This is a genomic window from Magnetococcales bacterium (assembly GCA_015228815.1).
Taxonomy (GTDB): Bacteria; Pseudomonadota; Magnetococcia; order Magnetococcales; family UBA8363; genus UBA8363.
Window position 1 is genome coordinate 1 of sequence record JADGCV010000029.1, and the last position, 17,597, is coordinate 17,597.

Here is a 17,597-nt window from a genome sequence, read left to right on the forward strand (position 1 = left end):
CCGGGCCTGCCGGCATGACGATGCCATATTCCATGAGCAATCCCCGAGTCTGGTTGATGATCTCGGTCCGTTGGGCAACCGCCAGACTGCGCATCCGATGCAAGCTTTGCAAATCCTGCTGTTCAATCGATTTCATTGGCACAAATCGCATATTAGGCCGTTGAACCGCCTCACAAATTGCTTCTGCATCCAGCTTGTCATTCTTGTTGCTCTTGACGTAGGGCTTGACAAATTGTGGCGCCATTATCCGAACATTATGGCCCAAGATTTTCAACTGCCTGGCCAAATGGTGCGAACCTCCGCACGCTTCGAGACCTACCAAGCAAGGTTTTAAATTAACCATGAATTCAAGCATTTTCTCACGGTTTAGATGCTTCCTCAAAACAAAATTCCCTTTGGCATCAACTCCATGCAGGTGAAATGAATTCTTGCCTGTGTCGATTCCAAGTACCACGATCTCTTTGTCTGCGCTATTCTTGTTCATGGTTCGCTCCGTTCTCTGTTTGATGGTTAGCTGAAACTCCATCTTGGCCCATTTCGAGGCCGTTGGGAACGGGGCGGACCATACCATTAGACCCCTTTTTTCTTTCAATAATTTTAAACACGGGGAGGGACCTGGGCCGTTACCTTCCCTGCAAAAATCGCCCTACCCATTCGCTCAACCAAACCTCGTGTCCGACCAGAAAATGATCCAAACCCGCCGGAAGCACCTGAAATACCTTGGGCGGGGGAAGACGATCGAACAGGTTCCTGGCAAGGTCCGACGGACAGGCAAAGTCATCCTCGGCCCAGATCAAAGCCGTGGAATGTCCCCCCTCCGGGTACGGTGGCGGCATGGGCCACCGGGCCAGAGGAGGCGCGATCAGCACCATCCGCTCGATCCAGGAGGCTTGTTGCGGCAACCGGATCGCCCCCAGGCAACCATAAGAATAGCCAATGATATGGACGTTTTCATGTTTTCCATTGATCCCAGTGAAAAATTCAAATGCCCTCCCCGTATCCGTCTCCATGGCCTTTTCGTATTCGGGAGCGGTGGAATGTTCCCAGAAAAGTTGTTGGTCCTCATCGATATTTCTGTCAGTTTCGCTGCGACCGACCCCCTGGGGATTGAAGCGAAAGACCACCATTCCCTGTCGTGCCAACCCAGAGGCAAGATGCGCAGTGACATTGTTGTCCATGTCGCCACCAAGAAACGGATGCGGTGGGCAGATCAGTACATGACCACATGGCGTCCGAAGGGAATCATCATATGTCAGCCGACCTTCGAGACGCAGGTCTCCCGAAGGAAAAAATAGGGTTTCCTCGATCAAAATGTTTGTCCAAAGGCTTGTGCGGGAAGTCTCAGATAGGTTTCCAACAGTTTAGGATCGTCAAAATCGGCCTGGTCGAAATAGATCATCTGCGTTGCCCGTTGTCGCGGATGGCCCGCATGATACAACCCCGAAGGGGCCAACAAAGTGCATTCCGGGCGGTGGGCCTGACGTACCAGGCCATCTTCGTCGAAAAGGCTCAGGTGATGGTCGTGAAAGGGAAGGTTTTCCAGATGTTCGTAGGGCAACAAAGCATAGGGCGCTCTGCCAGGGGTCGATTTCAAGGGCAGTTTGTGGCTTTCCAGGCGCAGCGAGACCAATTGATGGCGTCCGGAAGAATAATAGAGCACCACCCTTTGTGGCGGTCCCGGAGGACTGGCAACCAATTCGGGAACGACGGCATCGATTCCAGGGACCTCCTGCTCCAAATGGAACGTTTTTCCGTCGAGGCGCGTCGGATATTGGACACGACTCCACCGTTCCAGTTGTTCGGTCGGAAAAATTTTATAATAACAGCCACAGTTGGCGACCGATTCATAGGTCAGGGGCCGATGTTCCCGGTTCAAGGTGATGCGAAAGGTCCATCCTTCCATGGGCCCCGCCTCGGGATCGAATCCTTTGAGTTTGGGATGCTCCGGATACCACAGGGTATAGACCAGTTGTTTGACCGGGAGGCCCTGAATCTGGCCATGGTGCATGTAGGCATAAAGGGTTGGCTTGTCGCCAAGAACGCCGGGAACCGCCGATTCGGCAGTGTCTCCTTTCAGGAATACCGCGCCAAACTGATCGACCTTGGATTCATAGGGGGCGTCATACCGGCGTTCCTGGACCACGATGGGGGCAAAGTAGGTCAGCAAGGCCCAGCCATCGAGCGTCGCGGGATCGATGGTGCGATCGGCGGATGGCGGAAGATGGAGGTCGCTCTTTGCAAATTCAGGGACATGAGGCGAACGGTCATCGGTCAAGGCATGGTACCAGATCCATGTTTGTATCAGGGGCACCGCTGGAGCGGTCGCCAGCAGTCGGGTCATCCGTCCCCGGGTCTTGATCGACTCGTCGGTATGAAACACCAGTTGTCGCCAATAGGCGTCAACCTCCTTGACCGTGGTCAGGGCCATCACCCCCTGAATTTCCCGGTCCCGTTCCTTGTTTGCATGCAGTTGGTAGGCGCGCAAAAACTTTTCCTTGGGGGTGGCGCCACCACCACTGTAATCCATATCATTTCCTGGCCTGGAGAGAAAAGCCTCCAGTGCCGCCACGGAAACCTTGTCCAGGGAAAGGGTGATGTATCGATCATTCAACGAACCGGCGTCGATCAAAAAACGGCGAACAAACTCCTTTTTCCGTTCCAGGCCCTGTTCTTCATTGTACAAGGGAATCTTCAGACGCAAGGCATCGTCGATCCGGAGATGTTCGTAGCCCGCGATTTCCTGGAAACGGGCATCCTGAACGCGAAGCTCCTTGAAAAAACGATCCTGTTCATCCAAAGGTTCCGAGCGCGAATGCGGGACCGGCAGATCCAGAGGGGCGCAACCGACCATCAGGGCCAACACGATCGACAGGAAAACAGTCCGTTGCCTTACTCCAACGAATAAACTACTGTTTTCACGCATTTTTCTCAATCCATCCGTTGAATGTCACACCCTATCGACCCGCAGCCTCGGAGGCGACTGCCAAACGCCACGGTCGTCCCCCGATCAACAGATCTTCCACCACCGCCACACCTGCGTCGTTGACCCGAAGAATGAGTTCACCCTTGCGTTCGCGAACCGCCTGATCCAGGGAACGGGCATGTTCCTCGGGAATATAGAACCGCTCGATCCCTGCATGAAAATCGCGACCACGACAGCTGCCCACGATCTTGAGGCGGCAGTCTTGAGCCACCAATCGACCATAATGGAAAGAGGGAGAAGGTTCAAGGCAGAGGACCGCCGGAACTTCCTGGTCCCTCGGACCATCCGGCATTACCGCCGTGTCCTCTTCGGGACAGACCAAAACCCCATAATCGATGCGATACACCAGATAGTGCCCCGAGAGCAGGTCGCGTGGATCAAAGCCTTCGATCGGGAATCGAACCTGGCGTCCCTGGTCGAGGACCTGAAGTTTGTGAAGGATCAGACCGCCCAGGGTGAGGATCGGGAGAAGCAATGCGATGACAATCCGTGCCTTTTGGAAAGAGTGGTTCATGAAGGAGCCATCCCCTGAAACCAGGAAAGCAACATCCGTTGCCACCGCGACCACAGCCAGACAAATCCAAGAATGATCAACCCCGAAAGGATCAGGCCGATTCCAGCATCGAAGAGTCCGCCAAACGCGGTAAAGAACAGGACAAGAAACCGGATTCCCAGCAGCAGGACCATTCCATTGGCCATGCGTACCGATCGTTCACGCACCATCCACGCCGCAGCCAAGGAAAACAGTGCCATGGTGAACAGGGCCGACAGCCAATGGGACAGATGCAGGCCGATCACCATTGGCCCCATCAAGGAATAGAGCGTGACCAGGGATCCGAGCAATTTCTTGGACAGGGGAGACCCATGTCCATTGAGAACAATTCCAGCCAGGGTGACGCCGCCCAACGCCAATCCGCCTCCCGTCATGAACGGGTACCATTCCCAGGTATGGACCGGGTTCATACTGGAAACATCGATCAACATCACCATGGTGATGCCAACGATCCAGGAATGAACGAGAAATGCCCGACCCAGGGATTCCGTTGCGCGCCAGAGGTGGAGAAGAAGCGCCACCAGGGCACAGGCCAGTGGAAGAAGATAGCCGATCAGAAGGCCCCGTTCCTCTTCGGTGATGGCGGCGATTGGCGTCAGAATCAGACGGTAGCTTCCCGCCACAAGGAGCGCGAATGTCCACGCCAATGGCAGGAAGGATCGACAAGTCAGCGTGGCCAGGGGCAGAGTGATCGCCACCCACAGAAGCAGCGCCTGGTCCCAGCTTCCTCCGGAATGAAAGACTTGTCCGATCAGGCCAATGGAGGTCAGCAGGGCCAGGGCGAAAAAAATCAGCAGCAGTTCCCAGGTCAGGGATTGCGAATGATCCCGCCGTTTCCAGATGCCCAGGGCGAGCGCCACCAGGGTCAACAGATCCGCGCCAAGTTTGACCGCATCGGGAATTTCATCCCAGTTGGCTGCGACCAGGGAAATGATTCCGATACCGACGACCCCCGCCCCCAGGGACAGAAAGCTGAACAACAACCAGTTCTTCCCGGAATGTGCCCCTTCGTGGCGAAGAATCGCCTCGGCCTGGTCCGCGGCGATCAAACCTGCCTGGACCCATTCCTTCAGCCGCCGTTCGATATGGGCCATGACCTCTTTCCCGGATCTTTCCAACACAGTCGGGCCGTGTCCCGCAAAGTCTGTTCCCCAGGCAGGATGGGCTATGAGCCGTGGCACTCGTCCACAAGATCGATGATGTCTTCGATACTTTCCAGATCGGTAATCTGATCGACATCGAAGATTAGGTCGAACGCCTCTTCGACCTGGGTGATGATGGCGACGTGCTTCAGGGAGTCCCATTGGGACACGTCACCAAACATCCATTCCGGATTGACCTCCTTTTCCGGGAGGTTCAACACCCGGGCGATGATGGCAATCACTCGCTCCTCGATCGTTTTTCGTTCCAGGGTCCGTTCCGGCATGATGGGTCCTGATGTTCGAATAAGGAAAAGGGCGCGATCCGGACACCTTCCGGTTAAAAAGTGGTGTGTTCCTTGATTCCGTTTTCCGCCCGATCACCCCATCCGGTCATCATGGAGGCTGGATTGTTGCTGATGATCCGGTCTCCCTCCTTCAATCCCGAGAGGACGCTGACCATGTCCTTGTCCACGAACCCGCCCAATCGGATCATGCGCAGTTCGGGTTCGCCGTTTTCCACCACCGCCAATACCGCCGGCAGACTGCCGCGCCAGATGACAGCGGTCCGGGGGACCGTCGGCAGGGATCTGCTTTGTGTGGTATGGTCGGGGATCATGACCTCGGCATACATGCCCAACAGGCCATGTCCCTTGGGCTTGTCGAGCAGTTCAAGTTTGACGGTAACGGTATGGCGTTGCGGGTCGGCCATGGGATAGATTTGGACGACTTTCGTCATCACCATGGTATCGTTGATGTCGAGCCGTGCCTGAATGTTCATATCCTTTTTGATTCCGGCGACGATCCGGGCGGGGACATCGACCTTGATGCGCAGGCGGCTGGGGTCGGCGAACGAAACCAGGGGCATTCCTGGTTGCACGGTATCCCCTTTTTCGATGTGCTTGACGGTGATGATTCCCTGGAAAGGTGCGATGGCGCGGGCGTCACGCAACTTGGCTTCGATCTCCTTGATGGCGGCCTGGGCCTGGATGATCGACATATGCGCCTGCTGCACCTGGATTCCCTGGGCATAGTTCTGGGCGTAGTCGCTGAGACCGGGGTCGTCCATGCCCATCATCGAGGAGAAGGGGCGGGTGAAGGCGCGGTCGAACATGCGCGGCATTCCCATTCCCATGTTGTCCGATGCCATGGGCGAGCCGGAATTGATCTGCCGCGCGAACTGGATGTTATTGTTATGAAACATCGACTGGGCCTTGGCCAGTTCGGCCCGGGCGGCATCGCGTTTGGCCAGCAGGTCGATGTCCTCGATGGAGACGAGGACCGTTCCCTTCTTGAAAGAATCTCCCTCGGCTCCGGCGATCGACCGGACCCGTCCCGGAACCTGGGCCGAGAGGGTGACATCGCGAAACGGTACCACGGTCCCACCAAGAGTCACGGTATCGCTCACCTTCTGGGATTGGACCGTATGGGTATCCTGTCCACCGTCGGCGGCGAAGGTCTGGCTGGGAAGGACTCCGCCAAGAAAGGCCATCATTCCCAGGAGTGGAAGAAGTTTGCGTGGATTTCCTTTCGTCTGCACGATCTGGTTTCCCCTGAAGAGGTGTTACAGGCCCTGAAAACGACAACCACGGCACGACCGTGGGGACTGTTTTCATTTTCATCAACGGCATTTCCGAAGGTACCATGGACCTCCCTGAAACACCACGGAAAATCGGTTCCAAACGCGCCATCCGAACAAATTCCGGAAACCATTCATCTTCTGTTCCCGCGTTTCCAGCGGTCCGGGTGGTTTTGTCAATGTGGGTTGGTGGTTTCGAAGTCGATCCGAAGGATTTTTCCGGGTTCCGTTACGGGTATCTGCCGGAGGAGGAAGGGGATGCCGTGGCCGAGGAGCAACCACCCGCCGAGACACAGGACCGACAATCCTGCCAGGACGGCGAGAAACAACCTGGAATTGGCGCGGGTGATGTTGCGTTCGTCGTGGGATTGGGACGGGGCGGCGCCCGTGCCTGCGTTCCGGGAGGGGAGGTGGTTTGTCGGGTCGAGGACGGCCAGGAGGTTTTGTCCCAGACGAATGTTGTGGTGTTGCACGATCCTCTGGGACAACAGGAGGCAATAGAGCGTATCGATGGTATTGTAAAAGAATGCCAGTGTCATCAGGATCGGGAAGGGGGGGGTGCCCAGGAGAAACCAGGCGATCAGTCCGCCATACAGGATCAGGCTGAATGACAGATCAAGCAAAAATGAGCCCCATCGGCGCAGGTACAGGTGATGGAGTCCCAATCCCAGGGACCAGCAGAGGACGACATAGGTATCGGGGTCCCTGAATCGGGACCGGGCAAGATCGAAGTAGTGGCGGCGGGCTTCATCCGGGAGTTGTCCCACCCGTGTACGAAGCCGGTCTTCGAGCCGGTCGAGGTCTTTGCTGGGAAGGTCAAGATCGAAAATGTCCAAAGTGGTTCGGACTCACGGTGGAAAATCATCGATGGGGGTGATCCGTTGCCGATCGCGGCAACGCAGGATCCGTTTCATCGCCAGAAGGGATCCTCGCAGTAAACCATGTCTTTCCAATGATATGAGCGCATAATTGGAACAGCTTGGGTTATAGTTGCATTGGACGGACAGGCGGCGTCCTCCGCCCGCATCCTGATAACGGCGGATCAGGCGTATCAGGAGAGAACGCAAGCGTCACCGGCCCAGGGTGACGATCATCGCCTCACGGGTCCAGAACAACAGGAAGCGTTTTTTTTCGACGATCTGGAAAACCACCTGCCATCCGTCGGCGGCATGACTGTTGAGTTCCATTTCCATTTTTTGCAGGGGAAGACCGGAAGCGCCAAGAAAAATGGTGCCACAGCCACCCTCGACGATGTGAATGACTTTATATTCCTTGTAGGATTGCAACATGTTCCCTCCCGGGTCGGTGGATGGAGGATGACGAAGGCATGGTCCAGTGATGATTTATTTTCCGACTCTTCAAAGCAACTTTACCAGCGCCGCCATGGCCCCGACGGCAACGACCATCAGGCTTCCGAGCTTGATCACCATGCGTTGCTCCAACTCTTTGAGTCGGACTTCAATCTTTGTATCCAGGTCCTTGATGTCGCGCTTCAGGTCGGATCGGACCGACTCGATCTTGACATCGAGTTCTTTGATGTCGCGCTTCAACTCGGATCGGACCGACTCGATCTTGACATCGAGTTCTTTGATGTCGCGCTTCAACTCGGATCGGACCGACTCGATCTTGACATCGAGTTCCTTGATGTCGCGCTTCAGGTCGGATCGGACCGACTCGATCTTGGCATCGAGTTCCGTTCGGACCAACTCGATCTTGACATTGAGTTCCTTGATGTCCCGCGTCAAGTCGGATCGGACCGATTCGATCTTGACATCGAGTTCCTTTCGACCCAACTCGATTTTGACATCGAGTTCCTTGATGTCGCGCTTCAAGTCGGATCGGGCCGATTCGATGTCGCGCGTCAGGTCGGATCGGACCGATTCGATGTCGCGCGTCAAGTCGGATCGGGCCGACTCGATGTCGTGCTTCAAGTCGGATCGGACCAACTCGATCTTGACATCGAGTTCCTTGAGGTTTCGCCGCAGTCCGGCATCGACTTCGGCCAGGTCTTTCTTGGTGGTCAACCGGTCCTCGATCATGACGACAAGGGCTTCGGCCTGGATGGCTGCCTGTCGTTCGTCAACCCCGGCATCCCGAAGTTTCTTGACGTAAACGCAATGGTCTGGGTCATCGGTCTTTCCTCTCGAAAATGTTTACCCACTCTTCATTTCAAACCGCACCGGATGTCGAACCAACGTTACGTTTCCGGTGAAAGATCCGCGGGATCGACCGGGTTCGCGGGAAGAAAGTGGATGATGATCGTGGTTCCGTCGGTTTCGGAGGTTTCCATGGCAATCGATCCTCCCTGCACCTCGGTCATCAGCCTGGCCGAATAGGTGCCCAATCCAGTCCCATGGGCCTTGCCGAAGGTGACATATTTTTCGAAAAACCGGTCGCGGATGGCGCGGGGAACGCTTCCCTGGTTATGGATGCGGACACACGGGGTGGAGGAACGAGTCACCAGCGAGATGGTCACGGTTTGATCTTTGGTGGATGCTTCGATGGCGTTGGTGAGCAGGTTGTTGAGAAGGGAATAGCACAACAATTCCTCGCCCAGGATGAAAAATCGGGATTGCCGGGTGACCGGATGGCCGTCGATCAGGACGGAAAGGTCGATATTCCTTGATTGGATTCGCGGTTCCTCGGCGGCACGAATTTTTTCGATCAAACCCAGAAGATCCACTCGAACCGGTTCGAAAGAGTAGGTTCCCTGCTCCATCTTGAACATTTCCAGGGACAGGTTGATCATGTTGAGGAGTTTGTAGGCCGACTCCTGAACCAGTTGACACATTTTTCTTTGTTCTTCGTTCATCGGGAGAAGGGCATCGAGCAGCGCCGAAAAACCGATGATGGCATTGAGGGGTGATTTCAGGTCGTGACGCATGATGCGATCGACCTCTTCGCGCAATTGCGCCGCGGCGATCAGTTCCCGGTTTTGCCGTGCGAGGGTTTCGCGGGCCGATTTCAATCCCAGATGGGTTCGAATTCGCGCCTTGACGATGGAAGGGGCGACCGGTTTGGCCAGAAAATCGACCGCACCCAGGGCCAACGCCCTGGCTTCAAGGGTGGGGTCGTCTTTGGATGTGACGAATATGACGGGAATATCCTGGGTTTCACTTCCCCCCTTGAGGATGCGGCATACCTCGTAACCATCCATGCCCGGCATCTGAAGGTCGAGAAGGATCAGGTCGATCCGTTCCGAGGTAACCAGATCCAGGGCGACCCGACCGCTCTTCGCCGTGAGGATTCGATAGTCGTCCTTCAGAAGATCGGATAGAATTTCGATGTTGGCGATGGCGTCATCGACGATCAACAGGTTCGACGGTCCGGAATGATCCATATGAAGCGGCATTTTCCCTGATCATGGTTGAAAAACAGCAAGGCACTGGAGTCTCGTACCGTCGCATGGCGAAGCGTGTCCCCGATCGTCTCGACGAGCGGATGGAAGGACGATTTCCAGGGACGTTCCTTGTTCAGACTGTCGCGGGAACACCCGTGCCACGGCCCTGGCGTGACGGTCAGGAACTATTCTACTGGAAGTATATATTATTCATGGGGTAATATCGAGCCTGCACAAATCGTGACTGGTCCGACATTTCCTGTCACATCCTTTCAGTCCCGTCAAGGGGGGTGCAAATGGGTGTTTGGCTTAGGCATCGTGGATCGGGACAACCGGTCGAAAGAGAGGAGTTTTCCTTCAGTCGAGAGGACCTTTCCCGATGAATGATGGTTTGACCTATCACGGCAAGCGGCAGTGGGAACGGCAGGAATATCAGGCCAGGATGACACTTGAACTGGCCAATGGTTCCCTGTTTTACGGTGATACCCTCGATGTCAGTCTGGGAGGTGTCTTTCTCCTGACCGATGCGTCCCCGGTCGGGGTGCATATCGGCATGGAGGGGACACTTTCCATGAAGGTGGTGCAAATGAACATCACCTTTCCCTGTATTGTCGTCCGCGTCAATGATCAGGGGGTTGGGGTCAACTTTATCGCGCAACAGTCCGAATTCGGCATGCTGATCAGTCACGACATGACCCTGGGGCTGATCACCCGGACCAACAGCGCCTTCGCCCAGTCGATGGATCTGGAGACGACCCTCAAAACCAGTGTCTCGCACATCAAGGATTACATGTTGGCGGAGGCGGCTTCCTTGTTTCTCCTGGAAAGCGATCGGACGAGCATTGTCTGTCGCGCCTGCACCGGACCGGTCAACATCACCGGCGCCCGGTTGTCGATGGGCGAGGGGATTGTCGGTCGGGTCATCGCCCAGGGCAAGTCGGAAATCGTCCACTATCCCAGGAACGATTCGGGTTTTGCCGAGCACATCGATCGTTCCACGGGATTCATCACCGAATCGTTGCTGTGCGCGCCGTTGATCGTCGGCGACAAGACCATCGGCGCCATGGAGGTGTTGAACAAGCGTGGGTCGGGTACCTTCATCGATCGCGACATGATCGCCCTTGAAGCGCTCGCCTCCATTTCCGCCCTGGCGATTCATAACGCCCGGGAGATGAGCCAGAGGCTGGCCGCCGAATCGGCCAGCCAGGCCAAGGGGGAATTCCTGGCCAACATGAGTCATGAAATCCGCACCCCCCTCAACGCCATCATCGGCCTGACCTTTCTGTGCCTGCAAACCGGATTGACCGATCAGCAGCGCGATTATCTCAACAAGGTCCATCTGAGTGCCAACAATCTTCTGACCTTGATCAACGATATTCTCGACTTTTCCAAGATCGAGGCGGGAAAACTGTCGATGGAAAAGGTTCCCTTCGACCTGGAGGAGGTGTTTGAGGGCGTGATCGCCGTATTGGGGGTCAAGAGTCAGGAAAAAGGATTGGAATTGCTGGTCGATGCCGACATCGACCTTCCGTATCGTCTGGAGGGGGATCCCCTCCGGTTGGGACAAATCCTCACCAATCTTGCCGGCAACGCGGTCAAATTCACCCAGACCGGCGAGGTGAGCATCACCGTGACCCGATTGGAAGAAACCCGGGAAACCCTTTCGTTGCAGTTCGCGGTGCGTGACACCGGCATCGGCATGACGCGGCAACAGATGGACGCTTTGTTCACCGCCTTTTCACAGGGGGATTCCTCGACGACCCGGAAATATGGCGGTACGGGACTCGGACTGGCCATCAGCAAACGTCTTGTGGAGATGATGGGGGGCGCCATCCGGGTGGAAAGCGAGCCTGGATCGGGCAGTTGCTTCACGTTTTCGACCTGTTTCAGCAAAACCAGGGAAATGGCATCCCGGCGCGAGGCGGAGACCATCGTTTTGAACGGGCTTCGCGTCCTTGTGGTCGATGACAATGCCAACGCTTGCCGGATTTTGGCGACCCACTGTATGCATCTGGGATGGCATGTCCAGAGCGCGGATCATGGTCGCGGCGCCTTGGAGATTCTCCAACGGCAGTTTGATGCCGGATCTCCCATCGACCTGATGTTGCTGGATTGGAAGATGCCGGAAATCGATGGCATCGAAGTGGCGTTGGCGGCGCGTACACAGGGCCATGGCCCGGAAAGATTGAAAATTGTCATGGTCACCGCCTACGATCGCGACGAGGTACTCAAGGGGGAGGACAGAAAGCGTCTCATCGACGGATACATCATGAAACCGGTGCAGAGAAAATCCCTGCTCGATACCGTGACGATCGCCTTTGGCCAACCGAAAATCGATGCTGCCCTTTCGTCGTCTGTTCCCGTTCCGGCGGCCAACCATTTTTCCGGTGTCCGGATCCTGTTGGCGGAGGACAACGAGATCAACCAACAGGTTGCGCGGGAATTGCTTGAACATGTGGGCATCGAGGTCGTGATCGCCCAGAACGGCGCCGAGGCAGTGGCCCTGGCGGAACAGGGACCGTTCGATGCCATCCTGATGGATGTGCAGATGCCCGTGATGGATGGATATGCCGCCACCCGCCTCATTCGCCGCCAGGAAATCAACCGGCAACGGCCCATCATCGCCATGACCGCGAATGCCATGACGGGAGATCGCGAAAAATGCCTCGACGCGGGGATGAACGATCATGTCGCCAAACCGGTCATGCCCAGGGAACTCTATGGCGCCTTGAGGCAGTGGATTGGCAATCGCCCCCTGTTGGAGCCAGCCACATCCTTGCCGGGATCCTGTTCGGAGCACTCCGGATCGATCTTTCCGGCCTCTCTTTTGGGAATCGATCATGAAGCCGGTCTCAGGCATGTCGCCGGCAATGCGACGCTTTATCGCGACCTGCTGTGCAAATTCGCCCGCAACAAGGGGGAGGCGGGCCGGGAACTGGAACGGTCGCTCATGGCCGACGACCTCTCCGGATTGATTCATCAGGCCCATGCCCTCAAGGGGATCAGTGCCACTCTCGGGGCCTTCACCCTGGCGCGCCTGGCGGCCAGGATCGAGCTCATGGCCAGAAATACCGGTCAGAGGCGGGTGCTGGCAGGCACGGTCGGGGAACTGAACCGGGAACTGGATCGCGTCATCGCCGCCATCGAGGCATCCTTGATCGGTACCGGTATCGATGTCGATTCGGGCGTGGCAGGCACCGTCGATTCATCGGAAGAAACGTCGTGTTGCCGCGACCGCCTGGGTCTGCTGCTCCCCAAGGCGATCGAACTGTTGCGCGTCTACGATTCGGCCGTGGAACAGGTCGTGGAGGAACTCATCGTCCTCGTCGATCGCGGTCCGCGCGCCGTTCGTCTGGCATCGATTCGCAAGGCCCTGGAATCCTACGACTTCGAATCTTCACTGACCCTTTTCCAGGAATGGGCCGCGGCTGAAAAAATAGAACTGGAACCCCCGTCATGACGAATGCCACCTTGGAAAAGACCTCCAGGACGACCATCCTGATCGTCGATGATGTCCCGGAAAATCTGCATGTCCTGCAACGGATACTCAGTCCCTTCTATCGCGTGCAGGTTGCCACGAATGGTCGTACCGCCATCAAGATTGCCCTGTCTCCGAATCAACCCGACCTGATTCTTCTCGATGTCATGATGCCCGGGCTGGATGGTTATGAAACCTGTCGGCTTCTCAAGCAACAGGAACGGACGCGCGAAATACCGATTCTCTTTGTCACCGCCCGTGCCGAGGTCGCGGATGAAACCCGGGGATTCGAGTTGGGCGCCGCCGATTATTTGATCAAACCGATCAGCCCTCCGGTCGTTCTGGCCCGTGTCAGAACCCATTTGTCGATTCACGACCAGAAAAAATTATTGGCCAATCAGGTGGCGGTCCGAACCGCCCAGCTTCAGATTCGCAACATGGAACTGGAGGAAATGCAACGGGAGGTCATCCGGCAACTGGGGCGGGCCTCGGAATACCGTGACAACGAAACAGGATTGCATGTGGTGCGCATGAGCCACTATGTCCGTTCCCTCGCCTTGAAATCGGGATTGAGCGAACCGGAGGCGGATCAGTTGATGCAGTCGGCGCCGATGCACGATCTGGGAAAGATTGGCATTCCCGACCATATTCTCCTCAAGCAGGGAAAACTCACCGACGAGGAATTCGACCTCATCAAGAGCCACGCCCAGATCGGATACGAGATCATCGGGCCGCAAAAGTCGGAATTGTTGAACAGGGGACGCCTCATCGCCCTGACCCATCATGAAAAATGGAACGGGAGCGGCTATCCCAGGGGACTCAAGGGGGAAGAGATCCCTTTGGCGGGGCGCTTGGCAGCGCTTGGCGATGTTTTTGACGCTTTGACCTCGGTCCGTCCCTACAAAAAGGCCTGGACCGTGGACGATGCCCTGGGGCTGATCGAAAAGGAGGCGGGGACACATTTCGACCCAAGGCTGGCACAAATCTTCACCAGCCTGAGGCCGGAACTGGTTGGAATCATGGAACGGTTTCAGGACCGCCACGAACCGCTTCCCGGTTGAACCTTCCGCTGAATCCGGTTTTTTGCCACCGGTCTCTCCAGCCCGACAATAAATCATCAGGTTTCTTTCCGGATTTCGGCACGTCCGATGCAGACCGGCCATGCGTCGCCATTGGACGAGACTTCATGTCTTGAGGGATCGTGCGGTCCGGTCGAGGTCGGCCCGGGTGTGGGGCATGGTTTGATTTTTCATCCGCGAGGCTGTCATGGTGGCGTTGGAAATGATAGGATTCGGGAAATGGACGTGGACGGTTGAAAAACCCCCTGGGACGATGCGGGTCCCATCTGTTCGGGCGCGGTCATGCCGAGCGTAATTCTTTGTCGAAGCAGTGTATTTGTTGACTTTATCTGTACGGAACACCCCCAGGAATGAACAGCCGAATCGTCCGTCTTCTGTCTTTGTTGGTGCTTGTCCTTGCGTTTTCGCTTCTGCCCCCGATGCATTATGGGGCCGTATCGAAGGAGGTGTCCGGGGAAGAGATTCAGGTCGCCAAGGTTTCACAAGCGCCCTCCCGTTCGAGTTATCTGTCTCCCGGAGGGGAGGTGCGCATTTCCTGGGATGCGCTGTCTCTTCCCGAAGAACGTGTCATGGCCCTGACATTCGACGATGGTCCGGTGGAACGGGACCTGGAAATTTCCGCCTTGTTGAAAAACAACCACATCCAGGCAACATTTTTCTTCATTGGCAACAAGGTGGAACAGTCGTCCGCCATCGTCAGGAAAGTCCACGCGGGCAATCATGAGATCGGTTATCACTCCTACCGTCACCAGAAGCTGAGTTGGATTTCTCCGCTCGACCTGAAGGAAGATTTTCGGCTGGGAAGGAAAGCCCTCTCCGAACTGGGGGTGACGCCCATCTGGTTTCGTCCGCCGTATGGCCTGTACAACGCCCGGGTGATCAAGACGGCGCGAAACGAGGGGATGGAGACGATTCTGTGGACGATCGATCCCAAGGATTGGACGGGCATTTCCGCCGAGACGATTGCCAAAAGGGTGATCCGTATGTTTCATCCGGGTGCGGTGCTGCTGTTTCACAGCAATCATTCGGCGACGTTGCAGGCCCTGCCCGCGATCATCGATGCGGCCCGGTCCCAGGATTATCGTTTGGTTTCGTTGACGGAGTGGCGCCGGACGATCGAATCAGCCCATTGCCGCAAGTATCAACGTCATTGTACCCCCACCTTGATGGCGCGGACCGAGTCACTGACCGGGGGTTCGTCCAAGGATGTGACGGTTCCGGTCGCTGCCGCCGCAGTGCTGCCGGTGTTGCATCAATCGTCGCCGATCAAACGTCATTCCCATCCGCTCCATCGGAAAAAAGGACGGCACAAGGTCCCCATCCCGTTTGTGGCCCCTGCGGCCAATCGGACCGGTCCGATGCGCCCCCTGCCATTTCTTTGAGACAGGCACTGTCCCATGCGTGACTGTTTTTTTAGAAGTGGCATCAGTATTGCATCAATTATGGACGTAGGCTAATGAAAGTTTGGGAAGGGGACCTCCATTGACGCTGTCGTGGCGCCCCCTCCCAGGGACAATTTCCTAAGGATACCGGGATCGATCATGATCGAGTCTATTTTGTTGTTCATGTTTTCCATTGTTTGTTTTATCTATGGTCTGGGAATTTCCAATCCAGGGGAGTATTCGATGAAAATGCTCTGGAACCGGATGCGGGGACGCCGGCCCATTCCGGACTATTCACAGATAAAATCGTAGGCCCCAGGTCGTTCATTCAGACCGGGTTGAAGAATTTCGTCGTTGCGGTGGGATACCATGACTTGAAGGGGGGCGATGACGAAGGCATTCGGAGTTTTTGCCCGCGTGGCGAAACAGGCAGACGCAACGGACTTAAAATCCGTTGGCCGCAAGGCCGTACCGGTTCAAGTCCGGTCGCGGGTACCAGGAAGGCGATTCGATGATTGGCGTTGGCCAACCTTTGATAACGAAGGGTTGGCCGACGCCAGTCGCGGGCAAGGGTCAGGCCGAAGGGATGGGGATGCGTACAATCGATCCGAACGAGGCGTATTCTCCCGGTCCCAACCGCGAAAGGGGCGCGATGGCGGTGCCATCGACGCGCATCCGTCCCTTGGCATCGTGGACCACCACGGAATCGTCGATGTAGATGGTCTGGATCAGGCCAAACACAAGGGCCTGGCGTATTTTTCCGATTTCCTGAACCTCATGAAGGTGGCAGGCGAAGGCGACCTTGCACCCTTCGATGCGGGGCAGCGCGAATCCTGGGAATTCGGTCAGGGTCAACCGTTCCCGCTCCACTTCCGAGACCTCCTCGGGCAATTCGGCGGATGAGTTGTTGAGTGCCTCCAGTTGTGCCATCGAGGCGATATGCACGACAAAGTTTTTTCGCTCGATGATGTTGCGTCGGGTATCCTTGGGAACCCCGTCCTTTTTCATGCCGATGGAGAGCATGAGAAGAGGCGGTTCGCTGGAGACGGCGTTGAAATAGGAAAAGGGGGCGATATTGTACGATTTCGACCGGTTCTCGGTCAGCACCCAGGCGATGGGACGGGGGACCAGGGTTTGTGTCACCGTGTGGTAGATCTGATTGGGTGACAGGGTACCAAGATCGATCAACATGAGGTGTTCTCCGGCTCGGTTGAATGGAACATCGGGTGTTCATGAAACAGTGTGAATGAATGGCTGTTTCTTCGATTTTCATGATGGGACATGTTATTCTGGGTTCCTGTTCGTTGATGATCATCCGCGCCGAGTCACCGGAGGTTTGGGAGTGTACCTGTGATCATATACAACCATTTGACCACGGATCAGATGCGACGGATCATCCAGTCGCTGAAACTCTTTTCTTTTCTTGCCGCCGATGAGGTCGATCGCTCTTCCAGGGAACACCTGCACATCCTGGGCTATGATACCGGGGAATTCCTGATCCAGGAAGGGGCTTCGGACCGGGCCTTGTTTCTGTTGCTGCATGGATTCGCCAGCGTCGTCAAGGAGGGGGCGGGGATCCCCATGGCGCAACTGGAACCGGGCGATTTCTTTGGCGAGGTCGCTTTCCTGACGGGACGGACGCGAATTACCAACGTCATCGTCCATCCCCCGAGCATGACCGCTCCGCCGAAGAACCGGAAGTTCGTGCTGGACGAGATGTTGTTGGGAGAAATTTTCAAAAAGAAGAAAAAAACGGCGGTGGTGTTGCGCCTGGATGGCGACATTTTATCAACCATGGAATGGCCTTTGCGGATCCGGCTCAAGGATACGATGATCGAACAGTTGAGCCTGCGGGTGGAGGGGATGGTCGCCAAGGTCGAACGAATGCTTGGTGAATCGCCCGAACTCGAAGTGGACAGCGAACTTGAGGCGTTGATCCAGAGTGGCAAGGGAAATCCGGACGAACTCGAGGCGGGGCGCGATGCCATCATCAAACATCTGGTCGAATTCATCGACCGCCTCAATCAACAACTGACCGAAACGTTTTGAAACGGCGTCATCGGG

At 56.2% G+C, this 17,597-nt stretch carries 18 protein-coding genes and 1 tRNA gene; 6 read left to right on the plus strand and 13 right to left on the minus strand.

Annotated features, from left to right (window positions below):
• The 12 genes from HQL76_12385 to HQL76_12440 all read right to left on the minus strand — a co-directional run.
• A partial coding sequence (locus HQL76_12385) for an IS110 family transposase (protein ID MBF0109964.1) occupies positions 1–484 on the minus strand: 484 nt, incomplete at its 3' end.
• A gap of 139 nt (positions 485–623) precedes the next feature.
• Positions 624–1,178 carry an alpha/beta hydrolase gene (locus HQL76_12390; protein MBF0109965.1) on the minus strand — a complete coding sequence of 185 codons (555 nt, stop codon included), beginning with the start codon at positions 1,176–1,178 and terminating at the stop codon, positions 624–626.
• 128 nt (positions 1,179–1,306) lie between these two features.
• On the minus strand, positions 1,307–2,923 hold the full coding sequence (locus HQL76_12395; GenBank protein ID MBF0109966.1) for a hypothetical protein: 1,617 nt from the start codon (positions 2,921–2,923) through the stop codon (positions 1,307–1,309).
• A gap of 31 nt (positions 2,924–2,954) precedes the next feature.
• Positions 2,955–3,497 (minus strand): GDYXXLXY domain-containing protein, encoded by a 543-nt coding sequence (locus HQL76_12400; protein ID MBF0109967.1) that lies wholly within the window; start codon positions 3,495–3,497, stop codon positions 2,955–2,957.
• A complete protein-coding gene (locus tag HQL76_12405; protein ID MBF0109968.1) occupies positions 3,494–4,630 on the minus strand; it encodes a DUF2157 domain-containing protein in 1,137 nt (378 codons plus the stop codon). The genes HQL76_12400 and HQL76_12405 overlap by 4 nt, the downstream gene beginning before the upstream one ends.
• A 71-nt stretch (positions 4,631–4,701) precedes the next feature.
• On the minus strand, positions 4,702–4,962 hold the full coding sequence (locus tag HQL76_12410) for an acyl carrier protein (protein ID MBF0109969.1): 261 nt from the start codon (positions 4,960–4,962) through the stop codon (positions 4,702–4,704).
• Between the two features lie 53 nt (positions 4,963–5,015).
• A complete protein-coding gene (locus HQL76_12415; protein ID MBF0109970.1) occupies positions 5,016–6,215 on the minus strand; it encodes an efflux RND transporter periplasmic adaptor subunit in 1,200 nt (399 codons plus the stop codon).
• Between the two features lie 215 nt (positions 6,216–6,430).
• Complete coding sequence (locus HQL76_12420) at positions 6,431–7,090, minus strand: hypothetical protein (GenBank protein MBF0109971.1); 660 nt, start codon at positions 7,088–7,090, stop codon at positions 6,431–6,433.
• Positions 7,091–7,102: 12 nt separating this feature from the next.
• Positions 7,103–7,321: a membrane protein insertion efficiency factor YidD gene (locus HQL76_12425; GenBank protein MBF0109972.1), complete on the minus strand. Its 219-nt coding sequence runs from the start codon at positions 7,319–7,321 to the stop codon at positions 7,103–7,105.
• Between the two features lie 3 nt (positions 7,322–7,324).
• On the minus strand, positions 7,325–7,540 hold the full coding sequence (locus HQL76_12430; protein ID MBF0109973.1) for a DUF4177 domain-containing protein: 216 nt from the start codon (positions 7,538–7,540) through the stop codon (positions 7,325–7,327).
• A gap of 72 nt (positions 7,541–7,612) precedes the next feature.
• Positions 7,613–8,293: an apolipoprotein A1/A4/E family protein gene (locus HQL76_12435; protein ID MBF0109974.1), complete on the minus strand. Its 681-nt coding sequence runs from the start codon at positions 8,291–8,293 to the stop codon at positions 7,613–7,615.
• A 158-nt stretch (positions 8,294–8,451) separates the two neighbouring features.
• Positions 8,452–9,606 (minus strand): hybrid sensor histidine kinase/response regulator, encoded by a 1,155-nt coding sequence (locus HQL76_12440; protein ID MBF0109975.1) that lies wholly within the window; start codon positions 9,604–9,606, stop codon positions 8,452–8,454.
• Between the two features lie 53 nt (positions 9,607–9,659).
• On the opposite strand from HQL76_12440, the gene HQL76_12445 reads away from it, so the two are divergent.
• From HQL76_12445 to HQL76_12465, 5 genes are all read left to right on the plus strand, one after another.
• A complete protein-coding gene (locus HQL76_12445; GenBank protein ID MBF0109976.1) occupies positions 9,660–9,815 on the plus strand; it encodes a hypothetical protein in 156 nt (51 codons plus the stop codon).
• Between the two features lie 158 nt (positions 9,816–9,973).
• Positions 9,974–13,054, plus strand: coding sequence for a response regulator (locus HQL76_12450; GenBank protein MBF0109977.1), 3,081 nt, complete (start codon positions 9,974–9,976; stop codon positions 13,052–13,054).
• Entirely contained in the window at positions 13,051–14,133 is a 1,083-nt protein-coding gene (locus HQL76_12455) for a two-component system response regulator (protein ID MBF0109978.1), read from the plus strand. Before HQL76_12450 ends, HQL76_12455 begins: the two co-directional genes overlap by 4 nt.
• Before the next feature lie 368 nt (positions 14,134–14,501).
• A complete protein-coding gene (locus HQL76_12460; protein MBF0109979.1) occupies positions 14,502–15,533 on the plus strand; it encodes a polysaccharide deacetylase family protein in 1,032 nt (343 codons plus the stop codon).
• 411 nt (positions 15,534–15,944) lie between these two features.
• A tRNA-Leu gene (locus HQL76_12465) sits at positions 15,945–16,031 on the plus strand.
• Between the two features lie 75 nt (positions 16,032–16,106).
• Here HQL76_12465 and HQL76_12470 read toward each other — a convergent pair.
• Positions 16,107–16,724 carry a flavin reductase family protein gene (locus HQL76_12470; GenBank protein ID MBF0109980.1) on the minus strand — a complete coding sequence of 206 codons (618 nt, stop codon included), beginning with the start codon at positions 16,722–16,724 and terminating at the stop codon, positions 16,107–16,109.
• Positions 16,725–16,883: 159 nt separating this feature from the next.
• Here HQL76_12470 and HQL76_12475 point away from each other — a divergent pair, with 159 nt between their 5' ends.
• Positions 16,884–17,582 carry a cyclic nucleotide-binding domain-containing protein gene (locus tag HQL76_12475; GenBank protein ID MBF0109981.1) on the plus strand — a complete coding sequence of 233 codons (699 nt, stop codon included), beginning with the start codon at positions 16,884–16,886 and terminating at the stop codon, positions 17,580–17,582.
• Positions 17,583–17,597 lie beyond the last annotated feature (15 nt).